Consider the following 25,688-nt stretch of genomic DNA (forward strand, 5'->3'; position numbering starts at 1 on the left):
ATTAATATTAATACTGTACAATTGTACATTTTAATATTAAGGTTCTTAAAGGTTGTTTCTGACCAGGAGCATGAAGACGTAAGTTTAACAAATTCCATTTTCGGAAAAACTATAATATCCTAAATGAGTGATGATGATGTGATCTATCAGTTTAATATCTAATAGTTCCGAAGCTTGTTTAATCTTTTTTGTGAGTTGCTTATCAGCATCACTGGGATTTAGATTACCACTAGGATGGTTGTGGCTTATGACAATTCCTGAGGCGTTACATTTCAACGCAACAGCAAATAATAATTTCAAATCGACCACAGTACCAGATACACCGCCTTTGGATAAATTATAAACACCTAAAACTTGGTTGGCTCTATTCAAGAGAAGTACTTTAAATTCTTCTTGCAATTCCATTGTACCAGCAGACCAAATGGATTGGAGTGCCTCATATGCGGAATGACTATTAGTTATTTTTTGCCTTACCTTACTGTTGGTTGAATAAGACACTTGTATTTCGGCTATAATATTTTCCATGATTTTAAAAATTAAAAGTGTCCATAATTTATATAGCATCCATAAAGGACATGATAAATTATGGACACAATTTGATTAAACTTTACCTATTGATTAATGTTGCAAAGCACCATTTGTTGAAAAGGAATTTCCACTTGGAGCTTTACTCATAAATTCATCAACTGTTGTTTTGCTTTTCTCAGCAATACGAACTCCTACGTTCTCTTCCTCTATATACTCAAATCTGCTGGTTAAGATAATCACCTCTCCAGTATCTTTGATTGTGTATTCATAAGCTTCGCATTCAATCTTTTCAACTTTGCCTGGCAATTCAGTTCCGATTAATGCTTCACAGGTTCTTTCATCAAATGTTGATGATATAGATGCCTTTCTTGCAGTAATGTAAAACTTTCCTGTTTCTGCTGATTTGACCATTTCTATTCCACCCTGAAGTTCAAGTACAAAGAATTCTTTGCCTAGCTCTGTTTCTCTCTTTTTGTAACCAATAATTCTTACCATTTTTTTGTGTTTTTGAGTTTAAATAATAATTTTCAAACAAGTTAAAATGTACCAGCAGGTAGAATACCTATAACTCAATATGATATATGCTGCTGGTAAAAGTTGTTGCTTGCTAGGTATAGGTGGGGGTTTTGAGTTGGTTGGGCAGGGGTAGTGTTAAATGGGAAGGTATTTCAGGCTATCGATAATTGTTTGGAAAAAAATTTTAGAAATTTTTTTCCAATTGAGGGAAACCGTAAAATTTATTAAATTAGAAAAACTAGTTTTGAAATGTCCCAATTAATAATTGGGTATAAAATCGAAAGGTTAAGATTTTTAGTTCTAAATTTATCACATCTTAATTTGATAAACATAAATCATATGTTCAATATATTGAACTATTTTTAATTAATTTCACTATTTTTGTTACATAAAACAAACTTTATGAAACCATCAAAAAAGGGCCAAATAGCCAAATTTCACACTACTATAAAAGGAGAAAATCCAAAACAATTGTATGTGGTATTAGAAGTTATTGAAGATGATGAAAGACCAAGAGCAGACATACAGGCACTCAATACTGGTTTAGCATTTCCACCAATAAATACAGTTCGTTTAGGAGATTTAGAAGTGGTGGAAGTTAGTACACTAGACTTAATCGGACACAATGTTACTATAAATAAATCCGATTATTCCCAAGTAGAAGGAAAAATAATTGCTGTAAATGAGCAAAAAATCGAGCTTGAACTGTCAAAAGCAATTAAAGGAGTTGAAACCAACGTTTATTTGACAATTATAGATAAACATGGCAATCAACACATCGGAACACTCTTTGTAAATTAAAGTCTAAAAAAAATGATGAATCAATCGCAAAGAGTTAAGGAAGATTTTATTAAAGATTATCGATTAAAGATCGGGAATTCTATCAGAATAATTAGAGAAAAAAGAGGGTATAGTCAAGACCATTTAGCAGAGATTATGGAGGTAAATCGTTCTACAATTTCGAAAATAGAAAACGGTAAATTTAATTTAAGTATGGATTATTTATCAAAATTTTCTTGGTTTCTAGATTTTGAATTACTTATCGTTGATGGAAATAAAATGTCTGTTTTCGAAAGTAAAAAGAACACAAAAAACAATACAAGCGGACCTAAATTATGATAAAAATCCCTATAATTGATCTATTCGCTGGCCCTGGTGGTTTAGGAGAAGGCTTCTCTTCGGTATTTGAAAATAACAACAGAGTATTTGATATTAAACTATCTATAGAAAAAGAAGAAAATGCGCACAGAACTCTCGAATTAAGAAGTTTTTTTAGAAAGTTTAAAAAAGGTGAAGTACCAACCGAATACTATGATGTTTTAAAAGAAAAGAACTTATTGAAAAGAGGGAATCTAATCTATCTTTTATATGAAAAATACCCTGAGGAATCCCTAGAAGCTAAGAACGAAGCTTGGCTTGCTGAGCTAGGCGGAAAAAATTTTCCGTCTTCAAAAATTGATGAAAGAATAACAACGTCTTTAAAAGGAAGCAAGGAATGGCTTTTAATAGGAGGTCCACCATGCCAAGCTTTCTCATTAGTAGGAAGATCAAGAGTTGGCGGAATAGATGAAACGGATCACAGAGTCTATCTCTATCAAGAATACCTTAGAATTATTGCTGTTCATCATCCTACGGTTTTCGTTATGGAAAATGTTAAAGGATTATTATCGGCAGAATTAGAAGGAGAAAAAGTATTTGATTTGATGCGGAATGACCTTAATAATCTAGCATCTGTTTTCGAAGATTCAAAAGCTCCTAAATATAAAATATTTTCGCTTTCAACTGATCCATCAGAATTTGACACATTAGGGAATCCCTTATATAATAACATTCGAGACTATCTTATTCAGTCCGAAAAATTTGGAGTGCCGCAAAAAAGACATAGAGTTATATTACTTGGCATAAGACAGGATATTAATGCAATGCCTAGTATTTTAAAACAAAACTCAAAAGAAGCAAATTTGAAAAGCGTTATCGGTGACTTACCACCATTAAGAAGCGGATTAGGCAGATCTATTATATCAAGTACAACTGTCAATGGGGTTAAAAAAAGAGTATATAAAAAAGAGGTGGATTCTAATTTAAATTGGGAGCGAAAGGTAAATGAATTTCGGACTGCTTTGTTTTCATGGAAAGGTTTAGAATCAGAACAACCATTAAAAATGATAAAAGCTTCGCCTCATGGATTAGGTTCTGAATACATTGAATATAAAACACCTTCAAAAGAAAATCCGCTGAAGAAATGGTATCACGATGAAAATTTAAAGGGAGTCTGCAATCATGAAACAAGAAGTCATTTAATCGAAGATTTAAAAAGATATCTATTTGCGGGTCTATATGCTGAAAAATACAAAAGATTTCCAAGACTTAAAGAATATGAACCTTACAGCAGTGAACTAATGCCTGATCACGTCAGTGCGACAACAGGTAAATTCGCAGATAGATTTCGTGTTCAAATGCCCGACTGTGCAGCTACGACTATTACCAGTCATATATCCAAAGACGGTCATTATTTCATACATTACGACCCTAAACAATGTCGAAGCTTAACTGTAAGAGAAGCTGCCAGAATTCAAACATTTCCCGATAACTATTTATTTTTCGGTCCTAGAACCGCACAGTATCACCAGGTAGGCAATGCAGTTCCACCGTATTTAGCTTATCAAATTGCTGAAATAGTTGCTAGTATTTTTAAAGAATTATAACTATGAAAGCACTTCTTGAGTTTGTGGGAAACAAAAATCATTTAAAACTTGGCAAATATAATTTTAGTCCTATTATGGAGGCTAGTGCCGGTATTGCATTAGAATATTGCAAAAAGATTGAAAAAGACAAGCAAGAGAGTTCCCCAATGTTTTTTTGTTTTCCGGAGAAAAAAGGTGCTTCATTATGGACTTCTATAGCAATTTTAACAAATTTTTTTTTAGAAGATTATATTGATAATGTTGTAGATGGAATTGTTTTTAAAAAATTTGACAAGGTCAAAATATACGATTGTATCGCAGAAATAGAAAGAATCACTGAGGATAAAATCTATTTGAGATTTAGTGACCAAGGGAGCATTCCAATCAATAAAAAACTAAAATCCCAACTAAGTAAAGTAAACTCAGCCAGGGTATTAAGTTTAACCAAACGATTCTTCGCAAACCACAAAGAGGCTAAAACTAAAAGGAATGCTATTTCAAAAATATTAGTTCCTAACGACCCTGAAACAATTAATCAAAATAACCTTGACTCGAAAGTATTACTAATTGCAGGTAGAGGAAATATTAAGGAAATTCAAGAATTATTAAATAACATCATCATCTATGATGAACCTTTATCTAAAATATATCCTGAAAAGAAAAACTTAATTATTTCTCCTGATCTAAAAGTTTATAAAGACCTTTTCAATATAGACAAAGAAACTCAACTTATTAAATTTAAAGAGTCTTTAAAGATGTTAGAAGAGTATGTTGAATTAGAAGATGTAAAATTAATACTAAAAGAATTCAACACAAAACTGCATAAAGAAGTGCAAATTTCACTTGAATTTGACATCCGTTTTATTTCGTTTTTAAATGAATATAAAAGTGAAATTTCAAAGCTTGAATTCTTAGAAAAAATATATCCAGGTTATCAAAACTCCCTTCCTGAAAATTTAAGAGCAGTAGTAATAAATGATATTAGTCAAATAAACGATTATCCTGAGACAATCAAGGGGTTCTTAAGAAGAAGTATTCCTGTTATTTTTGTGTCAAATAGAAATGTGGAAAATACATTTGAAATAGATTTTTATCAGCGACTGTTTAATAATAATCCAGAATATTATAGGCTAAATTGGAATAGAAAAAAAATTAGAGCTTTAAATAAATGTTCATTAGATGTGAAATACATTGATGAGGAATTATGGACACAATGTAAAAGATATGCTCGACAAAAAGTTAAAATAAATATTTCAGTAAAAAATGACCTTGACACTTTAGCCCCAAAACTACTTAAACAAATAAGAGATTTAGATGGTTTTGAAATTTTACAAAAAGCATTTTACAATTATTTTTATCCGGCTTTATATGCTCTTAAAAATTCAATTAGAACTAATGATCAAATAAAAGATTTAATCTTAGAATTTCAAATGGTTTTTAACGAAGTTAAAAACACAGGGATTTTGCAAGAAATAGTTCAAGATTTTGAAAAAGCTATTTATTTAGCATATGATTTTAAGGACAACACTAAATGTTACGATTCCGATAGTAATATTTTTTCTAATTTACTACCAACGTCCTCTCATAACAAAATGAGCATCCCTGTTGAGACGATAAAAGTTAATATTCCAACATCAAATACCGAAAATATTCTTTTTACTGGATACCCTTATAATGAGTATCACGGCAAATATTTATTAAATTCTGTTTGCCTAGATTTTATACCTAATGTCAAAATTTTATGTTGGCCAATTGAAGCTTCATTAACAATGAGTTATTTAAAAAGGAGAATGAAATCAGGTTATTTTTGCGATTTTCTACTTGATACTTTTCCAATGAAAACTGAATATTTGTTAAAAACTGAAATTGATTTTGAAGCTGAAATTGATTTATTCTTAAACATTGATAATTCTTTACATATTGAAAATACGCAAGAAGCAAATCTTGATTATTTACATACTTTTAAATATAAAGGATATGGAATCCCTAAAGACGGAGAGATTCTATCAACAGTCAAATGTGATATTATTAATTTTGATGATGGTAGTTTTATGTTTTTACCCAAACGGAGTATGATACTTGCCCAATCAGAAGATAATCAAGGAAAAACCACCATTAAGGAGACCAGTTTTAATGAATTAAATATTGGCTGTAAAATATTTAAATATAAAAAGGATAGAAGTACCTATAGAGAAATTTCTAAACACGACAAAAAGATTGAAGATTGTTTTGAAAAACTAGAAAACTGGAAATATGCTTTAGAAAGTATTTATAAATCTTCAGAAAAAAATCTTGACACTTTAGAAAAATTGCTTGCTGAAACAAAAGAAAAGCATAATTTAACAGAAGGTAATCCAATTCGATCAAGCATACAAAGATGGCTTTTTGACGATGAGATTATTTGTCCCCGTTCAGAAAATCTAAAGATTATACTTCTTGCAGCAAAAGTTGAAAATTTTGATCAAAAACTAATAGAACTTGAGAAAGCTTTTAGAGAAGTTAGTTCATATACAATTGGATTAAGTTCAAATATTAAAAAAAATATCACTAATCAACTTTCTTCGGAAACTTCAATAAATGAAAATTTTATTGTGAAAATAAATGAAAATGAAATTAAAGTAGTATCAAAGACAATTGCTTCTTTAGATAGAAATGGGATAGAGATTGATTACCATAACACAAGAAAAATATTATGCTGATACCAGATAACATAACAGAGTTTAATTCTGTTGGGGAGAAAATTCTCTACATGAAATTTAAAATTGATGGTTCAACAAAATCAATGTATGTGCTACATTCTTTATTTACTAACCACCATATTAAAAATATTTCTGGAGAGTTAGATTTTCTGGTTTTAGCACCAAATGAAGGGTTTTTCAGTATCGAAGTAAAACATGGTGGGATTTCCAGAAAAAATGGGGATTGGTGCTTCACGGATAGAAATGGGAAAACGACTATAAAAAAAACTGGTCCATTTGCTCAACAGAGTGCAACAATGAATTCTGTTAGAAATTATGTCCTGAACAAAATCAAACATAAAAAAGAGTTACACTATCGTTTTTCTAGACTTTTATGGGGTACAGGGGTTGCTTTTACGAGTATGAAAGAATTTATAGATTTCGGCCCGGAGGGGCATTCCTGGCAAGTTTTATCAGAACAAGGACTGAGTTTACCCATTGGCACATATATTTCGACCTTAAGTAAGGGGTCTCATAATGAAAGTACTGAAAAATATTGGTATGACATCAATAAATCAAGACCTACTAAAAAAGATTGTGAAGAACTCGTAAACATACTTCGTGGAGATTTTGAAATAAATTATTCTGAAATAAATAAAATAAATGACAATGAAATTTTAATTGAAGAATACACAAAAGAACAGTTTGCTTTATTGGACTTCGTAAACTACAATCAAAGATGTTTAATTGAGGGTTCAGCCGGCACAGGTAAAACCATTATGGCTTTGGAAATAGTTGAACGCAAAACTCGAGAGAATCTGAATGTTGGATTATTTTGTTTTAATAACCAATTGGGTGATAAGCTATTAAATTCCTTGCAAAATCAATCGGAAAATATAAGTAACATCAAATTTGTAGGAACTCTACATAGCTATATTACCCAAAAAACTGATTCCATTCCACCAAAAGATCCAATTGAACTGCAAAAATATTACTCAGAAGATTTACCTATTGAATTTTTAATTAATAATGAAAATATCTTAGATGAAGATAAGCTGGATATGCTGGTGATAGATGAAGCTCAAGATTTGATAACTCCATATTACATAGAAGTATTTGATTCTATTTTAAAGGGAGGTATAAGAAATGGTAATTGGATTATGTTTGGTGACTTTTCAAACCAAGCCATTTATATAAACACTCCAGAAAAAATATTTGAGCTTCTAAATTCTCAAGCAACTTATACAAAGTTTCCACCACTAAAAATCAATTGTCGCAATACAAAAAAAATAGCTTCTCAGAATACATTGCTCACTGGTAGCCCAGTACCAGAATTCACATCAAGAAATCAAGACGGGAACAATGTTGTTTGTAAATACCCTTCTAAATTAGCTCAACCGAAAGTTATTGAAGATATACTCTTGGATATAGTTAAAAGAGAAATTCCACTGAATAAAGTGACATTGCTTTCCCCAAAACGAATTGAAAATTCTGTAATAGGAAATTTTGAACCTGTATTACAGCTAATTAAAAAAGGAGTCCAAACTAGTACAATTCAAGGCTATAAAGGATTAGAAAACACAATAATTATCCTTTTTGATTTTGATGAAATCACATCTGAACAAACACAAAGATTATTATACGTTGGCATCTCAAGAGCAAGACAAGAACTTTATTTAGTTTTAGATAAAACTTATGAAGATTCTGTGACTAAATTAATTCAAAAAAATTACCCAAAACTAGGCTGATATGGATATTAGAGACGAAATACTAAAAGTAGTTGAAAAAGAAATAGTTGGACCTTGCCCAAATCAAAACTACCTTGATGAGGGAACTGGAGAAGAAATACTATTGGCAAGTGTACACGGTTCTCCTAAATCTAGATATGGAGCAGGAATGCTCTATCCTCAACAGGCGGAGAATAATGGAACTGTTGATTCAGAAGACACAACTAATGATTCCGTTGAAGATGAGGGACAACTTGATAATTCAGAAATAGAAAAGAATAAAAGCTCGGGTTATAATTCGGGAGAAGAAAATGATGAAGAACCAGTCGGAATGGCAAATCAGTATTTGCCTTCAGCTATGGGTTTTACAGTTCGTTTTAAAAGCAATGAGATTAATGATGAAATATGGCTAAAGATTAATTCTGCCCATTATGAAAAAGGAAAAGATAAAAAGCCAAAAAAAGAAGTTGATAAAGAGGGGAATGTTGTTTATTCAAAGAAGAGAGATGGTAATACTTTTGATTCAGATTATTGGATAAGGAGACCTATAAAACCTGAAATGTTCTCTCTAAATCTAAACTCACTATTTATTAATAACGAAAAGTCATACAATAAAGTTTTAAAGGAAAACTCGAAAGGTGAGAATTGGCTGATTTTAAGAATTTTCAATAGAACCACAGCTGAAGATAAGGCAGGAAATATGTTGACTGTCACCTTTGTTTTAATAAATGCTCTCTCTGCAAGTACAGATGATGCATCAAACTCAAATAATATATTATTTCAAAATGAACTAATATTATCGACAGAAAACAAATCACTTATTGAGCCTTACAAGGAAAGAATATTAGCTTCAGATACCGATGAGGAAAAGGAATTAAATCTCCTTTACAGAAAGAAAAGAGTATTCTCAATTGGTCACGGAACATCGGTGAGGTGGGATGCAGAGGAAAACACTCATGGCCGTGAAACGGTCAAAGAAATAAGGACTTCAGTAATTCCTGTATATGATTTGCCACAAGTAGCACCAACTTCTCATGTGTCATTGAGTATGCTTGAACTTTCAGATCTAGGAAATTGGGAGTTAGCTAAGGAAAGTTTAAAATCCTTAAAAAAGGAATACGAACTTTGGATTGAAGGATTTGATGATTTGGCGAATAAATCGTCTGAACTTGAAAATTACAGAGAAGCTGCGAAATCTAATGTCGAAAAATGCAAAGTTTCCTTGCATAGAATTAGTAAAGGAATTGATTTTTTAATCAACGCTGAAGAAGATTCTGACTTAGTAAAATGTTTTACATGGATGAACCGCGCCATGATTTGGCAGCAGCAAAGATCTAAAGCGAAAATTAGAAAATGGAGTAAGACAGGTACTGGTAGCGGTCAAAAATTAGTCTTAGATTATTTAGATGGAGTCAAACAGACCAATAATTTCGAATCCTTAGAAGATTTTCATAAAGGGAAATATAATGGTAAATGGAGACCTTTCCAGTTAGCATTTATACTAATGAATATTGAATCAATAATAGATTCGAAATCTAAGGAACGAAAAATAGTTGATTTAATATGGTTTCCTACTGGAGGAGGCAAAACTGAAGCATATCTTGGTTTAACTGCGTTTAATATATTTTATCGCAGAATGAAGGGAAAAAAAGATTCCAATTGGGATTTCTATGGCGGGACGACAGTTTTGATGCGTTATACGTTAAGATTATTAACTACACAGCAATATGAAAGGGCAGCATCTCTAATTTGCGCATGTGATTTGATAAGGATTGAAAACAAGCAACTTAGGGAGAGTAAATTAGAATTTGGAGAGTTGGGAGATGAACCCATTTCTATTGGATTGTGGGTTGGAGGGACTTCAACTCCTAATAAAAATGATGAGGCTAGGGCACAGTTGAGTACACTAAATAAAGATTCAAGAGCAGAATATAATTTTGTCGTAATGAAATGTCCTTGCTGCGGAACTCAAATAGGTAAAGTTGATAATGTAACTGGTTATGATAAAGTTTTAAGAGTTAAAGGATTATACAAAGAAGATGGCAAAAATGGTAAAGTATATTTTCAGTGTGAAAACACTTATTGTGAATATTCAAAAAAACCGTTACCTCTTCAAGTGATTGACGAATTAATTTACGAGAATCCTCCAACTTTGCTTTTAGGTACCGTGGATAAATTTGCCATGATACCTTGGAAACCTGATGCTGGTAAATTATTTGGTTTCAGAAAAGGGGATTCTTCCAATCAAAATAGAATTTGTCCCCCTGAGCTTATTATACAAGATGAGTTGCATCTTATAGCTGGTCCATTAGGCACAATGGTCGGTCTATACGAAGCAATGGTACAGACACTTTGCAATAATTACAATAAAACAATCCCTCCATTTATTTCATTGGAAAATAAAGAATTTATTGTTCCTAAAATAGTTGCTTCTTCCGCGACTATTAGTAGAGCGTATGAGCAAGTTAAGAACTTATATAGCATTCAGAATAGAAATGAACTGAGCATTTTCCCTGCCCAAGGATTGGAATTTGGTAATACGTGGTTTTCAGAAGAAAAATCATTAGATGATCTTGATGAAGAAGGAAATCAGTTATATCCAGGAAGAAAGTATGTTGGAATTCTTGCCTCTGGATATCCATCAGCACAGACCTCAATTGTAAGAACTTACGCAATGGTTCTGCAAAAAATAAAAGAATTATCACAAACAATAGAGCCCAAAACCATAGATTATTATTGGACGCTTTTAGGCTACTTTAATAGTATAAGAGAGCTTGGCGGGGCTTCATCTCTTGTTCATGGGGATATTAAAGAACGACTAGGTCAGATTCAAAGCCGTGATTTAATAACCAAGGATCATAAAAGATTTATAAATAGAATAGAAGAGCTAACAAGTAGAATTAGTTCTTCAGAAATACCAGCTACTCTTAAGAAACTGGAAACCAAGCTAAATTCATCGAATAATACAGCATTAGACATTTGTTTAGCAACTAATATGGTTGCTACAGGAGTAGACATTTCGAGACTAGGTCTAATGTTTATTCATGGTCAACCAAAAACTACGGCGGAATATATTCAGGCTAGTTCAAGAGTGGGTCGAGATGTTCCTTCTGGCCCGGGTCTTATATTTACATTGTACAGCCCTTCTAAACCAAGGGATAAGTCACAATATGAACAATTTCAGGGTTATCATAGCCGCATATATTCAAATGTTGAGCCAACTTCAGTCACTCCATTTTCTATAAATGCTAGGCAAAAAGGTTTACATGCTATTCTTATTGCCCTAGTTCGTCATTTTTCAGCAGGGACTTTAACATATACACCAATTATTTCTGATGAATTTTATGAGTTGTCTGCAATAATTGAGCAATTGATAAAAGAAAGGTGTGAAATTATTGATCCTGAAGAGGTAAATAATACAATGAAATTATTATCGAAGAGAATAGAATCTTGGAAAAAAGGAGGAGCCGAAAACTATGGAGATGCCTATAACTCTGGAATTTTGAAGCAGGAAGGTTTCTATCCATTGATGTATGCAACTAGTGCAGAAGTTCGTGAAGAAGTTCGGGTTAGGCAAACTCCATTTGCTACTTCTACTTCAATGCGAGGAGTTGACACAGAATCTGTTTTATGTATTAATTCAAATAATGACCAAGATGAGTAAAAAAAATAATGTAAGAAGCGGTCAAATGTTGTCTCCTTTTGGGATTGGTCAAATTGTAAATTTGCCTGAGGAAGTTTCGGTTATGGTGTGTGGATTAAGTTTGTGGGATGAAAAAATAAAGCAAGGAAAAATTAACAGAGGTTCAAGTAGTATAGATGAAGGAGAATTGCGATTTAATGAATTACGCCTAGAGAAAGTTTTAGGAGTGGAATATTTTGTTAAACCCTTCGAATATAAAACATCTGGCAGTAAAAATAATTACTTGGAAATACCCGCAGTTCGCTTTCCTAGTTGGCATTACTGCACAAACGCTAGATGCGGAAGAATGAGAGAAGAAGCACTTGAACAGCCGAATAAGAAAATAGAATGTATTGCTTGTTGGGATCAAAAGAGCAACTATAAATCAAAAATGATCCCAGTCAGATTCGTAGCAGCCTGCCCATCTGGTCACATCCAAGATGTTCCTTTTAAAGAGTGGGTTCATAATGGTCCAGTTCCTAATGATAATAAAAGGCATGATTTATCCTATCACACAGGCGGTGGATCCGGTGATTTAGGAAGTATAATACTGAAGTGTACCTGCGGTGAAAGTAGATCGCTAGCTGGATTAATGAATATTAGAAAGGAGGGTGAAAGTGTTTCTGACAGTGCTTTAGCAAGAATAGGATTTAATAAAGAAGATGAGCATAAGTTTGATCAAAGCAGCCCTAATAATGAGAATCCAACAGGGCAATATTGCAAAGGACATCGACCATGGCTAGGTTTAGAAGGAATTAATGATGCGCAGTCTTGTGATAGGAAACATTTACAAGTTTTAATAAGAGGTGCATCTAATGTTCATTTTTCTGATATTCAATCTGCTATATATTTGCCCCAAGTTTCTGCCGAAGCGAATCAATATGTGGTTGAACTAATGAATAGCAAAAAGACAGCTTTATCAGCCCTTTATTCGCTTAATAAAGATATGTTAAGGATGATATTAGCAAGTGAACACTCTGTTACTGCGGGATTAATTTCGATTGATGAATTGTATAATGGGGTAATTGCAGAATTTTCAAATGAAAATTTGGAAGACAAGAATGCTGAATTACCAGCTGAATTAAAGCTGAGATTTGAAGAATATGAATACATTTTAGCAGGAAGAGATTCTGAAAATTCTGATTTTAAAGCAGTTATTAAAAGATTTGAAGATTATCTTGAAAAAGATTTGTTGGAAAAATACTTTGATTGTGTTGTGCTAGTAGAAAAATTAAAAGAGACTAGAGTATTCAAAGGTTTTTCAAGAATAAACCCTAGTAATAAATTTGATAAAAGAGAATTATCAAATGAGCCAGTTAAATGGCTTCCGGCTGTTGAGGTTTATGGTGAAGGTATCTTTTTAAAATTTAAAGATGATATTGTTGACGAATGGCTAGGTAAACATCATTCCGCTTTTTCAAATATTATAAAAAGATATCATTCTGCTCAACTTAAAAGAAGACCACAAGATGAACCTAAGAACTTGAATCCGTTCTTTATTGCCATGCATACATTTGCTCATCTTCTTATCAAAAAATTATGTTTTGAATGTGGGTATGGCTCATCTTCTTTAAGGGAGCGTTTATATTTCAGTGATGATCCTAAATGTAGAATGAATGGGATTCTTATTTATACTTCTTCGGGGGACTCAGAAGGCTCTCTGGGAGGTCTTGTTAGACAAGGAAAAGCCAAAAATTTAGGGATTTTGGTTAAAAATGCGATAGCTGATGCAGAATGGTGTTCAGCTGATCCAGTATGTTCAGATATTGGGCAATCAAGTGGGCAAGGTCCTGATAATGTTAATGGTTCAGCTTGCCATAATTGTTGTATTGTTCCAGAAACAAGTTGTGAGGAATTTAATATGTTATTAGATAGGTCTGCCGTTATTGGAACAGTTGAGAAGAAAATTGGTTTCTTTAATAAAATTTAGTAATTAACTTGTTATTTTATGTCTCGTCCATATAAACCTATTCATTAAATTTGTTTAATTATTTAAAATTAAATTTTAATGGACGTTCACACTCCATCACAGCGCTCAAAAAACATGCGTGCTATCAAAAGTACTGGCACAAAGCAGGAACTACATCTAGCAAAAGAATTATGGAATTTAGGTTATCGGTATAGAAAGAATAATAAAACTGTTTTCGGTAAACCAGACCTTACTTTCAAAAAATACAATATAGCCATTTTTGTAGACAGCGAATTCTTTCACGGTAAAGATTGGGAAATTCAAAAACAGCGTATTAAAAGCAATCAGGAATTTTGGCATAAGAAAATAGAAAGGAATATTCACAGAGATATTGAGGTAAATAATTACTTGGAATCACTAGGCTGGAAAGTAATTCGTTTTTGGAGTAAAGAAATAAAAAAAAAATCTGGATTCATGTATTAATGAAATTCAAAAAGAAATTCTTAAAAGACAAAATTTTCTTTAATAATTTCATAAAGCTAATATTATGATTAAACGTTAATTAAAAAATAATCCCCAACCCCAAAGGAGTTGGGAGATTATCAGCTCAAAAACCAACGGTATGTTTTATCGCCGTCAATTGCCTTCGAAATGCCGTATATAAAATTAAAAGCATTTTCAGATCGTTCTAAAAAAGAATCAATATAGCTACTCTTGTTAGCTCCTGTAAATAAATTATACATTTTCCAAAGGTTAATGTCTCCATTATTTTTACCCTTAAAGTTATCATCCTCCATATATGCTTTTACAATAGCATTGATTTGAGAATCTGTGAACAGTAGTTCCGGAATTGTTAATTTTGTTTCTTTTGGAAGATGTTGATACAATCTAATTCTGCCAATTAATTGACAGAATTGACTTTGACTTAAATGCTGATTCTCTAAATTTTTCATCACCCTAACATGAGAATTCATATCATAAGAGTTCAAAAGTTGAAATATCTGCGATTTTAACTCTTCAACGCTAACTACTCTTATATCAACCAATAAGCCATTAGTTGATACACAGCAGTTTGTGCATATTTGGTTGATGAATCCGGTAAAGACTTTGAAGCGTTCCACAGTTTTTTTGCTGTAAAGATTCTGGTTGTTAAAAGTACGTACTCCTCCAACGACTAAAGACAAAGTGTTTCCACCAATTTCCATCGTAATGGAAGGTATCTCAATAGCAAAAGCTGCACGTTCCCAGAAAATCGTTTCTTCATGTGGCAATAATTCAGATTTAGGCTTCTTTAAGGCTTCCTGAATACGCCCTAATATTTTATGTGATACTCTAATTTCAGGAGTTAGGATTGTTTCTCCTTTGTAAAAATCTGACACACAATCATCCGTTGCCTCAATGAAGTCATAATGGCTTATAGTTACAGAGTTACATTTTGTGAAGACTGGCGTAACGCATTCGTCTCTAAGATGATTAATTGAGACTGATTCACAATTTGCCTCAATGAAGGGTGAAGTGTTCTTAGGATTTATATATAGTCTCCCTAAACCAGCAGGTGAAAGATTATTGATTATTTCAACTGGCAAGCCTTCTGCCTTAGATTTCATAAAGGATGGTGCTGTCTCAAAAGAATCCTCAATCCCTTTATCTCCTGGTCTGTTAAGGTCTTGGGTAATTGTTTGTAGTTCCATTTCCATTTTGTGTAATGTTAGATGTTAATTCTTTTAGTAATTTTTGTTTGTTTACAAAATCCTGTTCAATAGTTTTAGCCAACTCAAGGTTATTGTTAAAAAGGTCTGTTAATTCTTTAGTATTATTACACTCACTTACTTTTGCTTGTAATTCAGCTTTAGTTATTGTACTGCTACACCACTCAAGAATTCTCTTACCGGTATTGGAGTTAATGATAAATTGAGATTTTCCTTCATATAAATTAGTTCTATCCTTTGAAGCTGTGGCAAAATGCTTGTAATCAATATCAAATACGATAGTAAATTCATAACTGATTTCGTCTCTCTGAATCGCTTTTAAACCGACTTTCTCTGGAACCATTTTACCGTTTCTCTCATTTAAGACGTAATCTTGTTTAACACGCATTGTTGCTATGATGTGGATATCACTATTTAAAATCTTATCCATTAAGGCTTTCTCTAGTGGCTTTATTTTTGCCCAATTTGTAAATGAATTTCCAGGCAAATTAGAATGAAAGTCTAATAGGTATTCCCAGGAGTGGCTAAGACTGTCTATGATAATAGTGCTAATACCTGCGTTAATACATACATCTATTGCTTCAATATACCTTGAAGGAGAATGAGGAGTTTCTAAGCTCAAAACTTTGTACCCTCCTAAATGTGCATAGAGATTGCTTGAACCTGCCTCTGTGTCAATAATTGCTACTTTAGACAGGTCTCCATTTGTTAGACCATGAGCAAGCAATAAGGCACTCATTGTTTTTCCAGACCCACTAGGTCCTTGTAAAGCCATCTTAATTTTGGCTTTACTTCTTTCTGATTTTCTTAATTCCATAATGTATAATTGTTAAGATTAATATTTAAGATTGTTCATATTCAGTTTTATAGTTTAATTACGTTCAGATTAAATTGAAGAGGCGATTGCCACATCAAAAATGATGTACCAATCGCCTCTTGTTTTTTGATTTATATTAAAGACTCGTTATCAGACTTATTCCTTTTGGGCTTATGGATATTATACCTTTTGATAAAATCTGATAATATTTAAAGTAACCTTCATCAATATATTCTTGAAATGGAAAATTATTGTCATCGATATAATTGAATTCTCTCAATAATGAATAAATTTTATTTCTACCTATCCCAGTTTTAAGACTTACAGATTTTACATTATAAAATATAGGTGGATGGTCATTTTTATAATTTTTGTTTTGTTGAAGGCTTAATTTATGGTTTTCTACAATTTCCACATCACTAACAAACCCATAACCCATTCTAACTACTTTATTTCCCATAATAATTTTTTTAAAAGATTAATAATTTTTCATTTGCATCATCAATTTCGTCAGTTTCAAAGTCCTTTAAGTAACTATTTGTGACCTCTAGATTAGAATGGCCCATGCTCTGAGAAATTTTATCGGTACTTACTCCTAATTGCTTAAGATTAGTTGCATAAGAGTGTCTAATAACATAAGAAGTGACATTTTTCGCAACTTTCGCAAGGGTTGCAAGCTCCTTCAAATCTTTGTTAAACTTTTTTAAAGTCTTGTGCTTTCTGTTCTCAATCTGAGTTGGCATTAGATCATCTTTCAATAGAATAGGGAAAATATACTCTGTATTTCTATTCAGTGAAAGATAGTAATCTAGAACTTCCTGTACTGGGGGAAGTATCTTTACTATGAACCTACCTTTTGTCTTAGATCGAATATATAGTATATACCCATCTTGAATGTCAGCTTTTTTTAATCTAAGGATATCTATCCAATTTACTCCTCTGGCAAAATAGCAGAAAATAAAATAGTTCTTAGCGTTAATTAAATCTGGACGTTCTGTCACATCAGCATCTAAGATTCTTTTCACCTCATCACGATTTAGGGCTCTTTTTATACCTTTGCCTTTAAGTTTGGATATCTTATACTTGTCAAAAGGATAAAAATCTTGACTGATAATTCCATTCCGAATTCCGGAATTATAAACCGCTCTCAAAGCCCTCATTTTAAAAGCAATTCCAGAATCTTGATTATTTCTACTACGCAAGTATGCTTCATAGTTTTCTAATTTACTTACATTAAGATTTTTAAAAGTCAAATCTTTGTCTGTATGGTATTTAAAAAAAGAAGTACAAGTATCATAATAACTTTTAGCATTACCCAACCGGTTAGAAAGTTTCATTCTGGTGATTATTTCCTGAAAGTGTTCATACACGGTTACTTTTGAATTTAGCTTTTCTCCTTTAAATTTCTTCTCAAAATCAAGAAGAGTGAAATCACTATCCTCTTCTTGATATTCATCTATTATCTTAAGAGCCTTTTGTTTTAATCCTGATAAGATTAGGTTTCTTTTTTGATAATTGGGATGACTCTTTTTTAATTGAGAGCCATCCCAGTCTTTTTCTATACAACTTATCTTTGTGGAGAAAATTTTAGATTTTCCATCCTTAATGATTTGTAATATAATAGGTAAAGTTTTATCTGACAGAGGTTTGTTTTTTAATAATAGTTTTATACTTATAGCCATGATTTTAATATTTATTTTTTCTTAAAATGTCTTTTGCAAGTATTGCAAAAGTTGCAATGACTGCAAAAAAATCTATGTTTTTTTCTTAAATTTCCCATTAGCTATCTTACTTATAATTTCATTATCTATCCATCTCTTAAGAAAGTAATCTATTGTTCTTTCTGGGATATTTAAATTAGTCCCTTTTTCAATAGCTAGTTTTCTTTCAAAATCATTTGGTAATTCAGCCAATAAAAGTATTTCTCTAACAGTTAGAAACTTTTCTTTTTTCCCATTCGGTATATTTAGCAAGCTTGAAACTCTTATTGAATGATCTATAGTTGATTTAATGATATTAAGTGCACAATCAAAATCATCGTCATTACAGATAATTGAATTTTCAAATGAATTGCTATCCTTATGTCGAATTATAGTAAGTATCATACAGATTCTAAACATCATGACGCCATGTCTTTTAAGAACTGCGATATCATCTATCTTTTTTTCTTTGATAAATGCTTCAACTACCCGAGTCATTGTATCATTAAATTTTAACCATTGGCTTTCACTTAATTTTATCTCAACTTCTGATTGATTTTTTTCAAGATTTTCATGTAGTTTAAACATTTCGTCACCAGCATCGGAAAATAAGTGATTATAGTCAACAGTAGCACCATTAGGAGAGACATCTTTCCATCCTGTAGATTCTTCAAACATATAAAACAGGAACCTGCTAAAAAGCCCGTTTTCTTTGGATTGAATAAGTGGCTGCACTTGATTCGCGGTTCCTGAAATAACTAGGGATAGTTTTGGGTTAGAAATCTCAAAGTATTTATCATCAATATCCCGACTAATCGAAACCGTTTCGTGATGGAAAGCTTTTCGTAAGACATCGGAAAAATTCCCCCAGTCTTGCTTTAACATCACAGATATAGTGTCTGCTTCTGTCTCAAAAATTAAAATACCATGATTGCTATTTTGTATATGTTTGTAAAATTTTGAGCTGCTTACGTTTCCAGGAATTATCTTTATTTCTAAATCAGGACACTTTTGCTTTTTATCTTTATTATCCTTCTTTTGGTCTTCACAATCAGCAATATCAGCAATACTATTTTCCTTAATCATTCGATGTGTTTTTTCAATTAATTTTTTAGACATATTCATAACTCCTTTACCTGAAGCTGGAGGTGCTATGATTAGGAGGTAGAGATTTGGAGAAAACCGGTTTCTATCATAAACACCAAATACATTTGGTAGACTCGCGCTTAGAACACCCAAACTTGATAGCAGGATAATGTCTCTTTCTCTTCCGGTAAAAGGATTTGTTAGTCGTTTTAAGAAATCTGGGAGATTCTCATAGATAATTTCGGGAAGTAAATTATTCTCCATCATTCTTCGAAATATTTAGTTTAGTAATATTTGAATCCTCTAATAGAGACTTGTCTTGGGTAAGCCACAATATTATTTGCTCACGTTTGAAAAAGAGCCGCCCATTGGTAGGCCTATGGCACGGGATCATATTTGTTGAGGTCAATTTGTAAAGAGAGGATTTTGATATCCCGAGTAATTCTCTGACTTCGTTGAAGCTTAGAATGTCCTTTTCATTTGTAATCATAATTTATAATTTTAAATTTTGATTGCAAAGTTGTAAGTAAACAGGATTTTATTATGAAACAGTTTAAAAATAGAAATTAGTTTTTTTGTTTCATTATTTTACAAAAAATGATTTAGGTCGAGTCAAGAAAAGATTTAAATATTTAATCTCATCTCCTGATATAATTGTATTTATATCATTGGTTAAGGATATTTCGAAATGAGTTTTATTAATCGGGATTTGAGAAATATGCATAAAGTAACCTATAAAACGAAGGTCGTCATTAAGTATTGGAGTTGACAGATTGTTTTTTGAGATATAATTATAAAGACTTTTTATTAACAGCCATTTTTGGTATTCATCAAGTAATTTCAATTTAATATTGTTAGTGTCTTTAATCAACTCTTGTTTTCTTTCTTCAAAGTTTTTTAAGTTTAGACCGTAATAAATAATTAAAGCGTCTAAGATGTCTGTTAGGACAAAAAAATTATTTATCGTAACAGCTTTTTTTTTGGTTTTAAATGAGATTGATTTAATTGCCTCATTCCCAAGATTTAATTTTACATATAAAAGGTCTAAAATTTTTATTAAATCTTTTCTTTCATTTTGGTAATCAGGATATAGCATTTTTTTCTCTTCGCTTTCAAAGTAAAGTATATATGTATCTTGACAAATCGCAGACAACAGGTAGAATTCTAAGTTTAAATTGTAGATTTTATATTCTTCTAGAAGACTATCAATTAATTTTTTTGAGATATTACATATTAAGAGAGACTCATATTTATTAATGAAATACTTGATATGTGAAGTTTCTATAAAATATGGAAGAATGAAGGATAAGTTACAGTCTTTAATGTAAATCGGTAACGATAAAGCGGAAGTAGTTTCGGTATACTTTCCATTTAAAGTAAGTTCTTTCCAATAGTAAGTTTTTGTTTCGTCCATAAGTCAAAAATAAGAAAAATAGTTATTCGACCTATATTCGACCTGTATAAATAAGAAAAGGCTACACATCTCTGTATAGCCTTTCTTTTGTAGCTCCCTCTCTTGGGCTCGAACCAAGGACCCTCTGATTAACAGTCAGATGCTCTAACCAACTGAGCTAAGAAGGAAACTGTATATTGTTTAAATAATTTTCTAAGAACAACCCGAAAAATATCGGGAGGGATTTGCTAAAAAGCGAGGTGTGTTTCACTTCTAAAGCGGTGCAAATATAAGGCGAAATTTAATTTTTGCAAATAAAAATCAATATATTTTTAAAAAAAATTATTTTCCGATAATTGCCTTATAAATATCGTTACCATTGGCAAATAATAATAGGCTTATAAGTAATACGAAACCAACCATTTGAGCGTTCTCCATGAATTTGTCGCTTGGTTTTTTTCGGGTTATCATTTCATATAATAAAAACATGACATGACCGCCATCAAGCGCAGGAATCGGCAATAAGTTCATCACACCAAGCATAATTGACAGCAAAGCAGTGATGCTCCAGAAGGCTTCCCAGCTCCAAGTGTTTGGAAAAATATCGAAGATAGCTTTAAATCCGCCCACGCCTTTGTAAGCACCTGTACTTGGATTGAAAATCATTTTCAGTTGTTTTCCATAACCCACTAATTGGTTTTTACCTTTTTCTATTCCAACCGGAAACGATTCGAAGAACCCGTATTTTTGTTTGCTTACATGGTATAATCCTAATTTTTCCATATTATCATATGGCAATCTTCCCGCATAAGCTATTCCTATTTTAGCACTATCAGTCACGATTAATGAAACAGCCACTTCTTTATCATCTCTTTTGACGATGGCAGGAATAGATTTTCCTTTTAAATTGTTTACAGCCGCAAGAACTTCATCGGCATATTTTACAGGAACACCATTAAAACTGGTGATAATGTCTTTGGGTTGTACTTTATCCTTATTTGGAGAATTTTCGGCAACACCGGTAACAATAAACGGCACCCTGAGTTCTACGACAGAGATTTTTTCGCCTTTCATTAATTGGTCGATGAAATCAATTGGTAATACTACATTTTGTTCCTTTCCGTCACGTTCGACAATAACTTCTTTTCCTAAAAGGATTTTTTCGTTCAGTTCATGAAATTTATCTGCTTTTACGCCGTCTACAGCAATAATCTTATCACCTGTTTTAAGTCCTATTTTTTCAACTACCGGATTAGATATCCAGATACCGTCTTTTACTTCATTGTTGGAAATATATAAATCACCATAAGTAAAAGCCATCCCGATATAAATAATGAAGGCCAAAATAAAGTTTACCGTTACCCCGCCAAGCATAATGATTAATCTTTGCCAAGCCGGTTTCGAACGGAATTCCCAAGGTTGAGGTGGAAGCGCCATTTGTTCTTTGTCCATACTTTCATCAATCATTCCGGATATTTTCACATAGCCGCCAAGAGGCAACCAGCCGATACCGTATTCAGTTTCGCCGATTTTCTTTTTCAGTAAAGAGTATTTGATGTCAAAAAACAAGTAGAATTTTTCTACTCTGGTTTTAAATAATTTGGCAGGAATAAAATGTCCTAATTCGTGCAGTACAATCAGTAAAGATAAGCTCAATAAAAATTGACCTAATTTGATAGCTATTTCCATTTTTAAATTTCAGGTTCTATAATAACGGACAAAAGTAAGGTTTTCGCCTTACTATTTGTTATATATGTTACTGTTGGTTATTTTTTTATGAATTTTTTATGAAAAGTCCCTTCTGACGTTACTATTTCGACGAAATGAACTCCGGAAGAAAGACTCGAAACCGGAACAATTGTGCTGGTGTTTTCTAAAATAGTTTGTCCTAAATTGTTATAAATCCTTACTTTTTCTAAATTCATTGAAGCCGGTAATCCGATATTCAATACATCTGAAGTTGGATTCGGATATATTTTTATTGATTGTGCTAAAGCAAAATTTTCCGTTCCTAAAGTGGCTGTATTGTTTTTTGAAATAATGTTTTTATTAGGATCAAATTCAACACCAGTTACAACAAAGCCTACAGGAACCACAAAACTTTGTCCGTTTGTTGTATTGTCTAAAACCACATCGAGTTGCTCGCCTAAACTACCTGTTAGTCTTATAGGAACCGGCATTTCAAAATAAGAAACATATCCTGTTTGACCCGAATTGGTAATGGATTGTGTTTGGTTGATTTGAATTGTCGCCTGACCAACACCTGAATTATGTGCTGTTATATTGTAAATTGGATAACCTTGGTTGTAAACCCAATCATTGAAAAATTCCGTGAAGCTTAAACCGGAAACGGTTTCGAGATGTGCTTTAAATTGCGGAGTTAAAGCATATCCATAAGCTAAAGCAGGATCCGCTAAGTAGTTCCTCAATGCTTGAAAGAAATTAGTGTCGCCCATTTTAAAACGAATCATATTTGTCACCATCGCGCCTTTATTATATGTAATTCTGCTGCTAAATATGGTATTAACATCAGTTATTTGAGTATCGGTAAGGTATAGATTTCCGGTAGTTTGAGAAGTAATATTGATTATTTTAGAATTTTTCCAAGAAACAAAACTACTGGCGCCATCAAGGTTTTCTACCACTATTCCAGACATGTATTCGGTAATTCCTTCGTTAAGCCAAATGTCTTTCCAACTGCCACAGGTAACTTTATCCCCAAACCACTGGTGCGCCATTTCATGAGCAATTAAACCTCTTGACCAGCCGCCCATAAAAGAAACGGTAGTGTGTTCCATTCCGCCACCCCAACCAAATTGAGCATGGCCATATTTTTCATTTCTAAAAGGATAATTCCCTACCAATGTCTCATATAAATTCATAATGGTAGGTGTTACCGCTAAGCTGGTTTGTGTACTGGCAGCAGTTTCGGGGTAAATATAATTTACAATGGGAAAGAATGGACTTCCAACCGTACCTAATCCTCCTTGCTGGTTAAAGACACTGTAATTTGTAACAGCCATTGCAATCAAATAGGCAGGAATAGGATAACCATGATGAAAATGAGTAGTTTTATTGGCTCCGCTAATTACGGGTGCCGAAGGCTCTATTCCATTAGAAACACTTACATATTGAGATGGAGCAGTAATAAAAACATCGATGCTATTTACCTTGTCATTCAGGTCTTGCTTGCATGGCCACCAATCTCTTGCTCCGTAAGGTTCAGATAAGGTGTATAAAACAGGAGTTCCAGAATGGGTGCCTGTAGTAAAAGCGGATTCAGCAGTTGAGGGTGCTCCATTATAAATAATTTCTACCGTTGCTGAATTTCCCGTGGTTAGCGTAGTGGGTAAAGTAATCACTAGTTCATGGGTGCTATTGTGTACAAAGGATAAGTTTACTCCGTCTTTTTTTACGGAAGAAATAGTGAAGGGAGCAAAGCTTTTTTTATAAAAATCAAAAGTAACAGTAGACATATTAGACAATGCTGTAAATGTAGTGGTTACTTTTCCCGAAATACCGTATACCGCTGGATCTACGGTGAATTCTAACTTGTGATAGGTTACGTCGTAATTTTGCGTATTTGCATTGGCAGCAAAATTAACTAACTGTGAAGCCGACTTCATTTCAGCCTCAGCAATATGACTCGATTCTACATCTGAAACTTGGGCAAAAACACCTGTAATTGCAAAAAATAAAATGAGTAAGTAGGTTTTTTTCATTATGTTTAAAATATTTTCGCAAATATAATTAATAATGTAATAAAATAACGTTAATTCGATGGTAAATACTTTAAAGTAGTCTATTTACGACACTTTAATTCATAACGGCAAGTTTTTCAGTTTGTCTCTTTTTATATAAAACATTTCCTTAAATTTGCTTCCTTATAAAATCAGGATATGTTACAGATAGCATTTATTAGAGAGAATCAGGAAAAAGTAATCAAAGCTTTGGCAAAAAAAAATTTCGATGCCAAAACGGTTGTTGATGAAGTGGTGCAATTAGATGAAAAACGTCGTTCGACTCAGGTTGAATTGGACAACATCTTATCCGAATCTAATAAATTATCGAAAGACATTGGTGAATTGATGAAAAGTGGCGAGAAATCCAAAGCCGCTATCCTAAAAGAAAAAACTGTCCTGTTAAAAGAAAAAAGCAAAGATTTAGCCGAAAAAGCAGAAGCTTTAGCCAATGAATTAACGCAAAAACTATATACATTACCAAATCTTCCGGCCGACATTGTTCCCGAAGGAAAAACACCCGAAGAAAATCTGAACGTTTTTCAGGAAGGAGCAATTCCTGTTTTGCACGAAGGAGCACAGCCGCATTGGGAGTTGGTAAAAAAATACGATATCATCGATTTCGAATTGGGGACTAAAATCGCTGGTGCCGGATTTCCAGTTTATAAAGGAAAAGGCGCAAAATTACAAAGAGCCTTAATCGCTTATTTTTTAGATAAAAATACGGATGCCGGATACAAAGAATACCAAGTGCCGCATTTGGTAAACGAAGCTTCGGCTTACGGAACCGGACAATTGCCGGACAAAGAAGGACAAATGTATCATGATGCTACCGATAATTTATATTTAATCCCAACAGCCGAAGTTCCTGTAACGAATTTGTTCAGAGACATTATCCTGAACGAAAACGAATTGCCAGTTCTTGCAACGGCATACACCCCTTGTTTCCGTAGAGAAGCGGGTTCTTACGGAGCACACGTTCGCGGATTAAACCGTTTACACCAATTTGACAAAGTCGAAATCGTACGTGTCGAACATCCTGATAAATCTTATGAAGCTTTGGAAGGCATGGTCGAACATGTAAAAGGAATTTTGCAGGAATTGAAATTACCATACCGAATTTTACGTCTTTGTGGTGGCGATATGGGATTTGCTTCAGCACTTACCTATGATTTCGAAGTATTTTCTACTGCACAAGACCGTTGGTTAGAAATTTCCTCGGTGTCCAATTTTGAAACATTTCAATCCAATCGTTTGAAATTGCGTTTCAAAGATAAAGAAGGAAAAAACCAATTGGCACATACCTTAAACGGAAGTTCTTTGGCTTTACCAAGAGTTTTGGCCGGAATTTTAGAGAATTATCAAACGCCGGAAGGTATTGTAATCCCCGAAGTGTTGCGTTCTTATTGTGGATTTGACATCATCAACTAATATTCACTCCCGATAGTTATCGGAATCATTTAGCAGTGTTCGGTTGGCAGTTCCCAATTGAACACTGATTAAATAACACTAAATGAGT

Annotated in this window: 20 protein-coding genes and 1 tRNA gene; 9 read left to right on the plus strand and 12 right to left on the minus strand. The window is 32.7% G+C overall.

Translation table 11 applies throughout. From position 1 onward, the window contains the following. Positions 1-84: 84 nt before the first annotated feature. Together VI621_RS09770 and VI621_RS09775 are read right to left on the minus strand one after the other, a co-directional pair. A complete protein-coding gene (locus VI621_RS09770; protein WP_324218197.1) occupies positions 85-564 on the minus strand; it encodes a JAB domain-containing protein in 480 nt (159 codons plus the stop codon). A gap of 54 nt (positions 565-618) precedes the next feature. Continuing rightward, positions 619-1,023 carry a hypothetical protein gene (locus VI621_RS09775; protein ID WP_324218198.1) on the minus strand — a complete coding sequence of 135 codons (405 nt, stop codon included), beginning with the start codon at positions 1,021-1,023 and terminating at the stop codon, positions 619-621. A 423-nt stretch (positions 1,024-1,446) separates the two neighbouring features. Here VI621_RS09775 and VI621_RS09780 point away from each other — a divergent pair, with 423 nt between their 5' ends. The 8 genes from VI621_RS09780 to VI621_RS09815 all read left to right on the plus strand — a co-directional run bounded on the left by VI621_RS09780 (position 1,447) and on the right by VI621_RS09815 (position 14,207). Continuing rightward, complete coding sequence (locus VI621_RS09780; RefSeq protein ID WP_324218199.1) at positions 1,447-1,845, plus strand: hypothetical protein; 399 nt, start codon at positions 1,447-1,449, stop codon at positions 1,843-1,845. Between the two features lie 12 nt (positions 1,846-1,857). Next, positions 1,858-2,163, plus strand: a complete 306-nt coding sequence (locus tag VI621_RS09785) for a helix-turn-helix transcriptional regulator (RefSeq protein ID WP_324218200.1) — start codon at positions 1,858-1,860, stop codon at positions 2,161-2,163. Next, positions 2,160-3,749 carry a DNA cytosine methyltransferase gene (locus VI621_RS09790; protein ID WP_324218201.1) on the plus strand — a complete coding sequence of 530 codons (1,590 nt, stop codon included), beginning with the start codon at positions 2,160-2,162 and terminating at the stop codon, positions 3,747-3,749. Before VI621_RS09785 ends, VI621_RS09790 begins: the two co-directional genes overlap by 4 nt. Positions 3,750-3,751: 2 nt before the next feature. Next, on the plus strand, positions 3,752-6,427 hold the full coding sequence (locus VI621_RS09795) for a hypothetical protein (RefSeq protein ID WP_324218202.1): 2,676 nt from the start codon (positions 3,752-3,754) through the stop codon (positions 6,425-6,427). A 50-nt stretch (positions 6,428-6,477) separates the two neighbouring features. Beyond that, positions 6,478-8,154: a DNA/RNA helicase domain-containing protein gene (locus VI621_RS09800; protein ID WP_324218203.1), complete on the plus strand. Its 1,677-nt coding sequence runs from the start codon at positions 6,478-6,480 to the stop codon at positions 8,152-8,154. 1 nt (position 8,155) lies between these two features. Further along, the gene (locus tag VI621_RS09805; RefSeq protein WP_324218204.1) at positions 8,156-11,797 is read left to right on the plus strand and encodes a helicase-related protein; all 3,642 of its coding nucleotides are present in this window, start codon (positions 8,156-8,158) and stop codon (positions 11,795-11,797) included. Continuing rightward, positions 11,790-13,745 carry a DUF1998 domain-containing protein gene (locus VI621_RS09810; RefSeq protein WP_324218205.1) on the plus strand — a complete coding sequence of 652 codons (1,956 nt, stop codon included), beginning with the start codon at positions 11,790-11,792 and terminating at the stop codon, positions 13,743-13,745. The genes VI621_RS09805 and VI621_RS09810 overlap by 8 nt, the downstream gene beginning before the upstream one ends. Positions 13,746-13,823: 78 nt before the next feature. Beyond that, positions 13,824-14,207: a very short patch repair endonuclease gene (locus tag VI621_RS09815; protein ID WP_324218206.1), complete on the plus strand. Its 384-nt coding sequence runs from the start codon at positions 13,824-13,826 to the stop codon at positions 14,205-14,207. A 119-nt stretch (positions 14,208-14,326) separates the two neighbouring features. On the opposite strand, the gene VI621_RS09820 is transcribed toward VI621_RS09815, so the two are convergent. From VI621_RS09820 to VI621_RS09860, 10 genes are all read right to left on the minus strand, one after another. Continuing rightward, entirely contained in the window at positions 14,327-15,421 is a 1,095-nt protein-coding gene (locus VI621_RS09820) for a DUF3871 family protein (protein WP_324218207.1), read from the minus strand. Then, entirely contained in the window at positions 15,384-16,250 is an 867-nt protein-coding gene (locus tag VI621_RS09825) for an ATP-binding protein (RefSeq protein WP_324218208.1), read from the minus strand. Before VI621_RS09825 ends, VI621_RS09820 begins: the two co-directional genes overlap by 38 nt. Positions 16,251-16,386: 136 nt before the next feature. Beyond that, positions 16,387-16,710: a hypothetical protein gene (locus VI621_RS09830; protein WP_324218209.1), complete on the minus strand. Its 324-nt coding sequence runs from the start codon at positions 16,708-16,710 to the stop codon at positions 16,387-16,389. A gap of 10 nt (positions 16,711-16,720) precedes the next feature. Further along, entirely contained in the window at positions 16,721-17,932 is a 1,212-nt protein-coding gene (locus VI621_RS09835) for a site-specific integrase (RefSeq protein WP_324218210.1), read from the minus strand. A 72-nt stretch (positions 17,933-18,004) separates the two neighbouring features. Then, positions 18,005-19,303 carry a DUF3987 domain-containing protein gene (locus VI621_RS09840; RefSeq protein WP_324218211.1) on the minus strand — a complete coding sequence of 433 codons (1,299 nt, stop codon included), beginning with the start codon at positions 19,301-19,303 and terminating at the stop codon, positions 18,005-18,007. Further along, positions 19,290-19,526 carry a helix-turn-helix transcriptional regulator gene (locus tag VI621_RS14825; RefSeq protein WP_414655490.1) on the minus strand — a complete coding sequence of 79 codons (237 nt, stop codon included), beginning with the start codon at positions 19,524-19,526 and terminating at the stop codon, positions 19,290-19,292. The genes VI621_RS09840 and VI621_RS14825 overlap by 14 nt, the downstream gene beginning before the upstream one ends. Before the next feature lie 93 nt (positions 19,527-19,619). Beyond that, a complete protein-coding gene (locus VI621_RS09845; protein WP_324218212.1) occupies positions 19,620-20,450 on the minus strand; it encodes a hypothetical protein in 831 nt (276 codons plus the stop codon). Positions 20,451-20,543: 93 nt separating this feature from the next. Then, positions 20,544-20,617, minus strand: a tRNA-Asn gene (locus VI621_RS09850). A 154-nt stretch (positions 20,618-20,771) separates the two neighbouring features. After that, a complete protein-coding gene (gene rseP / locus VI621_RS09855) occupies positions 20,772-22,118 on the minus strand; it encodes an RIP metalloprotease RseP (protein ID WP_324218213.1) in 1,347 nt (448 codons plus the stop codon). 77 nt (positions 22,119-22,195) lie between these two features. Next, a complete protein-coding gene (locus VI621_RS09860) occupies positions 22,196-24,151 on the minus strand; it encodes a M1 family aminopeptidase (RefSeq protein ID WP_324218214.1) in 1,956 nt (651 codons plus the stop codon). 177 nt (positions 24,152-24,328) lie between these two features. Here VI621_RS09860 and serS point away from each other — a divergent pair, with 177 nt between their 5' ends. Continuing rightward, on the plus strand, positions 24,329-25,600 hold the full coding sequence (gene serS / locus VI621_RS09865; protein WP_324218215.1) for a serine--tRNA ligase: 1,272 nt from the start codon (positions 24,329-24,331) through the stop codon (positions 25,598-25,600). The last annotated feature ends 88 nt before the right edge of the window (positions 25,601-25,688 follow it).

The sequence above is a fragment of the Flavobacterium sp. genome (assembly GCF_035292545.1).
In the GTDB taxonomy this organism is placed as follows: Bacteria; Bacteroidota; Bacteroidia; order Flavobacteriales; family Flavobacteriaceae; genus Flavobacterium.

What these genes read in the sequence shown, in the direction of transcription:
- VI621_RS09785 (WP_324218200.1), top strand. Translation starts at nt 1,858, where the DNA reads ATGATGAATCAATCGCAAAGAGTTAAGGAAGATTTTATTAAAGATTAT.
- VI621_RS09805 (WP_324218204.1), top strand. Translation starts at nt 8,156, where the DNA reads ATGGATATTAGAGACGAAATACTAAAAGTAGTTGAAAAAGAAATAGTT.
- VI621_RS09825 (WP_324218208.1), bottom strand. Translation starts at nt 16,250, where the DNA reads ATGGAATTAAGAAAATCAGAAAGAAGTAAAGCCAAAATTAAGATGGCT.
- VI621_RS09815 (WP_324218206.1), top strand. Translation starts at nt 13,824, where the DNA reads ATGGACGTTCACACTCCATCACAGCGCTCAAAAAACATGCGTGCTATC.
- VI621_RS09795 (WP_324218202.1), top strand. Translation starts at nt 3,752, where the DNA reads ATGAAAGCACTTCTTGAGTTTGTGGGAAACAAAAATCATTTAAAACTT.
- VI621_RS09780 (WP_324218199.1), top strand. Translation starts at nt 1,447, where the DNA reads ATGAAACCATCAAAAAAGGGCCAAATAGCCAAATTTCACACTACTATA.
- VI621_RS09810 (WP_324218205.1), top strand. Translation starts at nt 11,790, where the DNA reads ATGAGTAAAAAAAATAATGTAAGAAGCGGTCAAATGTTGTCTCCTTTT.
- VI621_RS09800 (WP_324218203.1), top strand. Translation starts at nt 6,478, where the DNA reads ATGAAATTTAAAATTGATGGTTCAACAAAATCAATGTATGTGCTACAT.
- rseP (WP_324218213.1), bottom strand. Translation starts at nt 22,118, where the DNA reads ATGGAAATAGCTATCAAATTAGGTCAATTTTTATTGAGCTTATCTTTA.
- VI621_RS09790 (WP_324218201.1), top strand. Translation starts at nt 2,160, where the DNA reads ATGATAAAAATCCCTATAATTGATCTATTCGCTGGCCCTGGTGGTTTA.
- VI621_RS09830 (WP_324218209.1), bottom strand. Translation starts at nt 16,710, where the DNA reads ATGGGAAATAAAGTAGTTAGAATGGGTTATGGGTTTGTTAGTGATGTG.
- serS (WP_324218215.1), top strand. Translation starts at nt 24,329, where the DNA reads ATGTTACAGATAGCATTTATTAGAGAGAATCAGGAAAAAGTAATCAAA.
- VI621_RS14825 (WP_414655490.1), bottom strand. Translation starts at nt 19,526, where the DNA reads ATGATTACAAATGAAAAGGACATTCTAAGCTTCAACGAAGTCAGAGAA.
- VI621_RS09835 (WP_324218210.1), bottom strand. Translation starts at nt 17,932, where the DNA reads ATGGCTATAAGTATAAAACTATTATTAAAAAACAAACCTCTGTCAGAT.
- VI621_RS09840 (WP_324218211.1), bottom strand. Translation starts at nt 19,303, where the DNA reads ATGATGGAGAATAATTTACTTCCCGAAATTATCTATGAGAATCTCCCA.
- VI621_RS09860 (WP_324218214.1), bottom strand. Translation starts at nt 24,151, where the DNA reads ATGAAAAAAACCTACTTACTCATTTTATTTTTTGCAATTACAGGTGTT.
- VI621_RS09770 (WP_324218197.1), bottom strand. Translation starts at nt 564, where the DNA reads ATGCTATATAAATTATGGACACTTTTAATTTTTAAAATCATGGAAAAT.
- VI621_RS09845 (WP_324218212.1), bottom strand. Translation starts at nt 20,450, where the DNA reads ATGGACGAAACAAAAACTTACTATTGGAAAGAACTTACTTTAAATGGA.
- VI621_RS09775 (WP_324218198.1), bottom strand. Translation starts at nt 1,023, where the DNA reads ATGGTAAGAATTATTGGTTACAAAAAGAGAGAAACAGAGCTAGGCAAA.
- VI621_RS09820 (WP_324218207.1), bottom strand. Translation starts at nt 15,421, where the DNA reads ATGGAAATGGAACTACAAACAATTACCCAAGACCTTAACAGACCAGGA.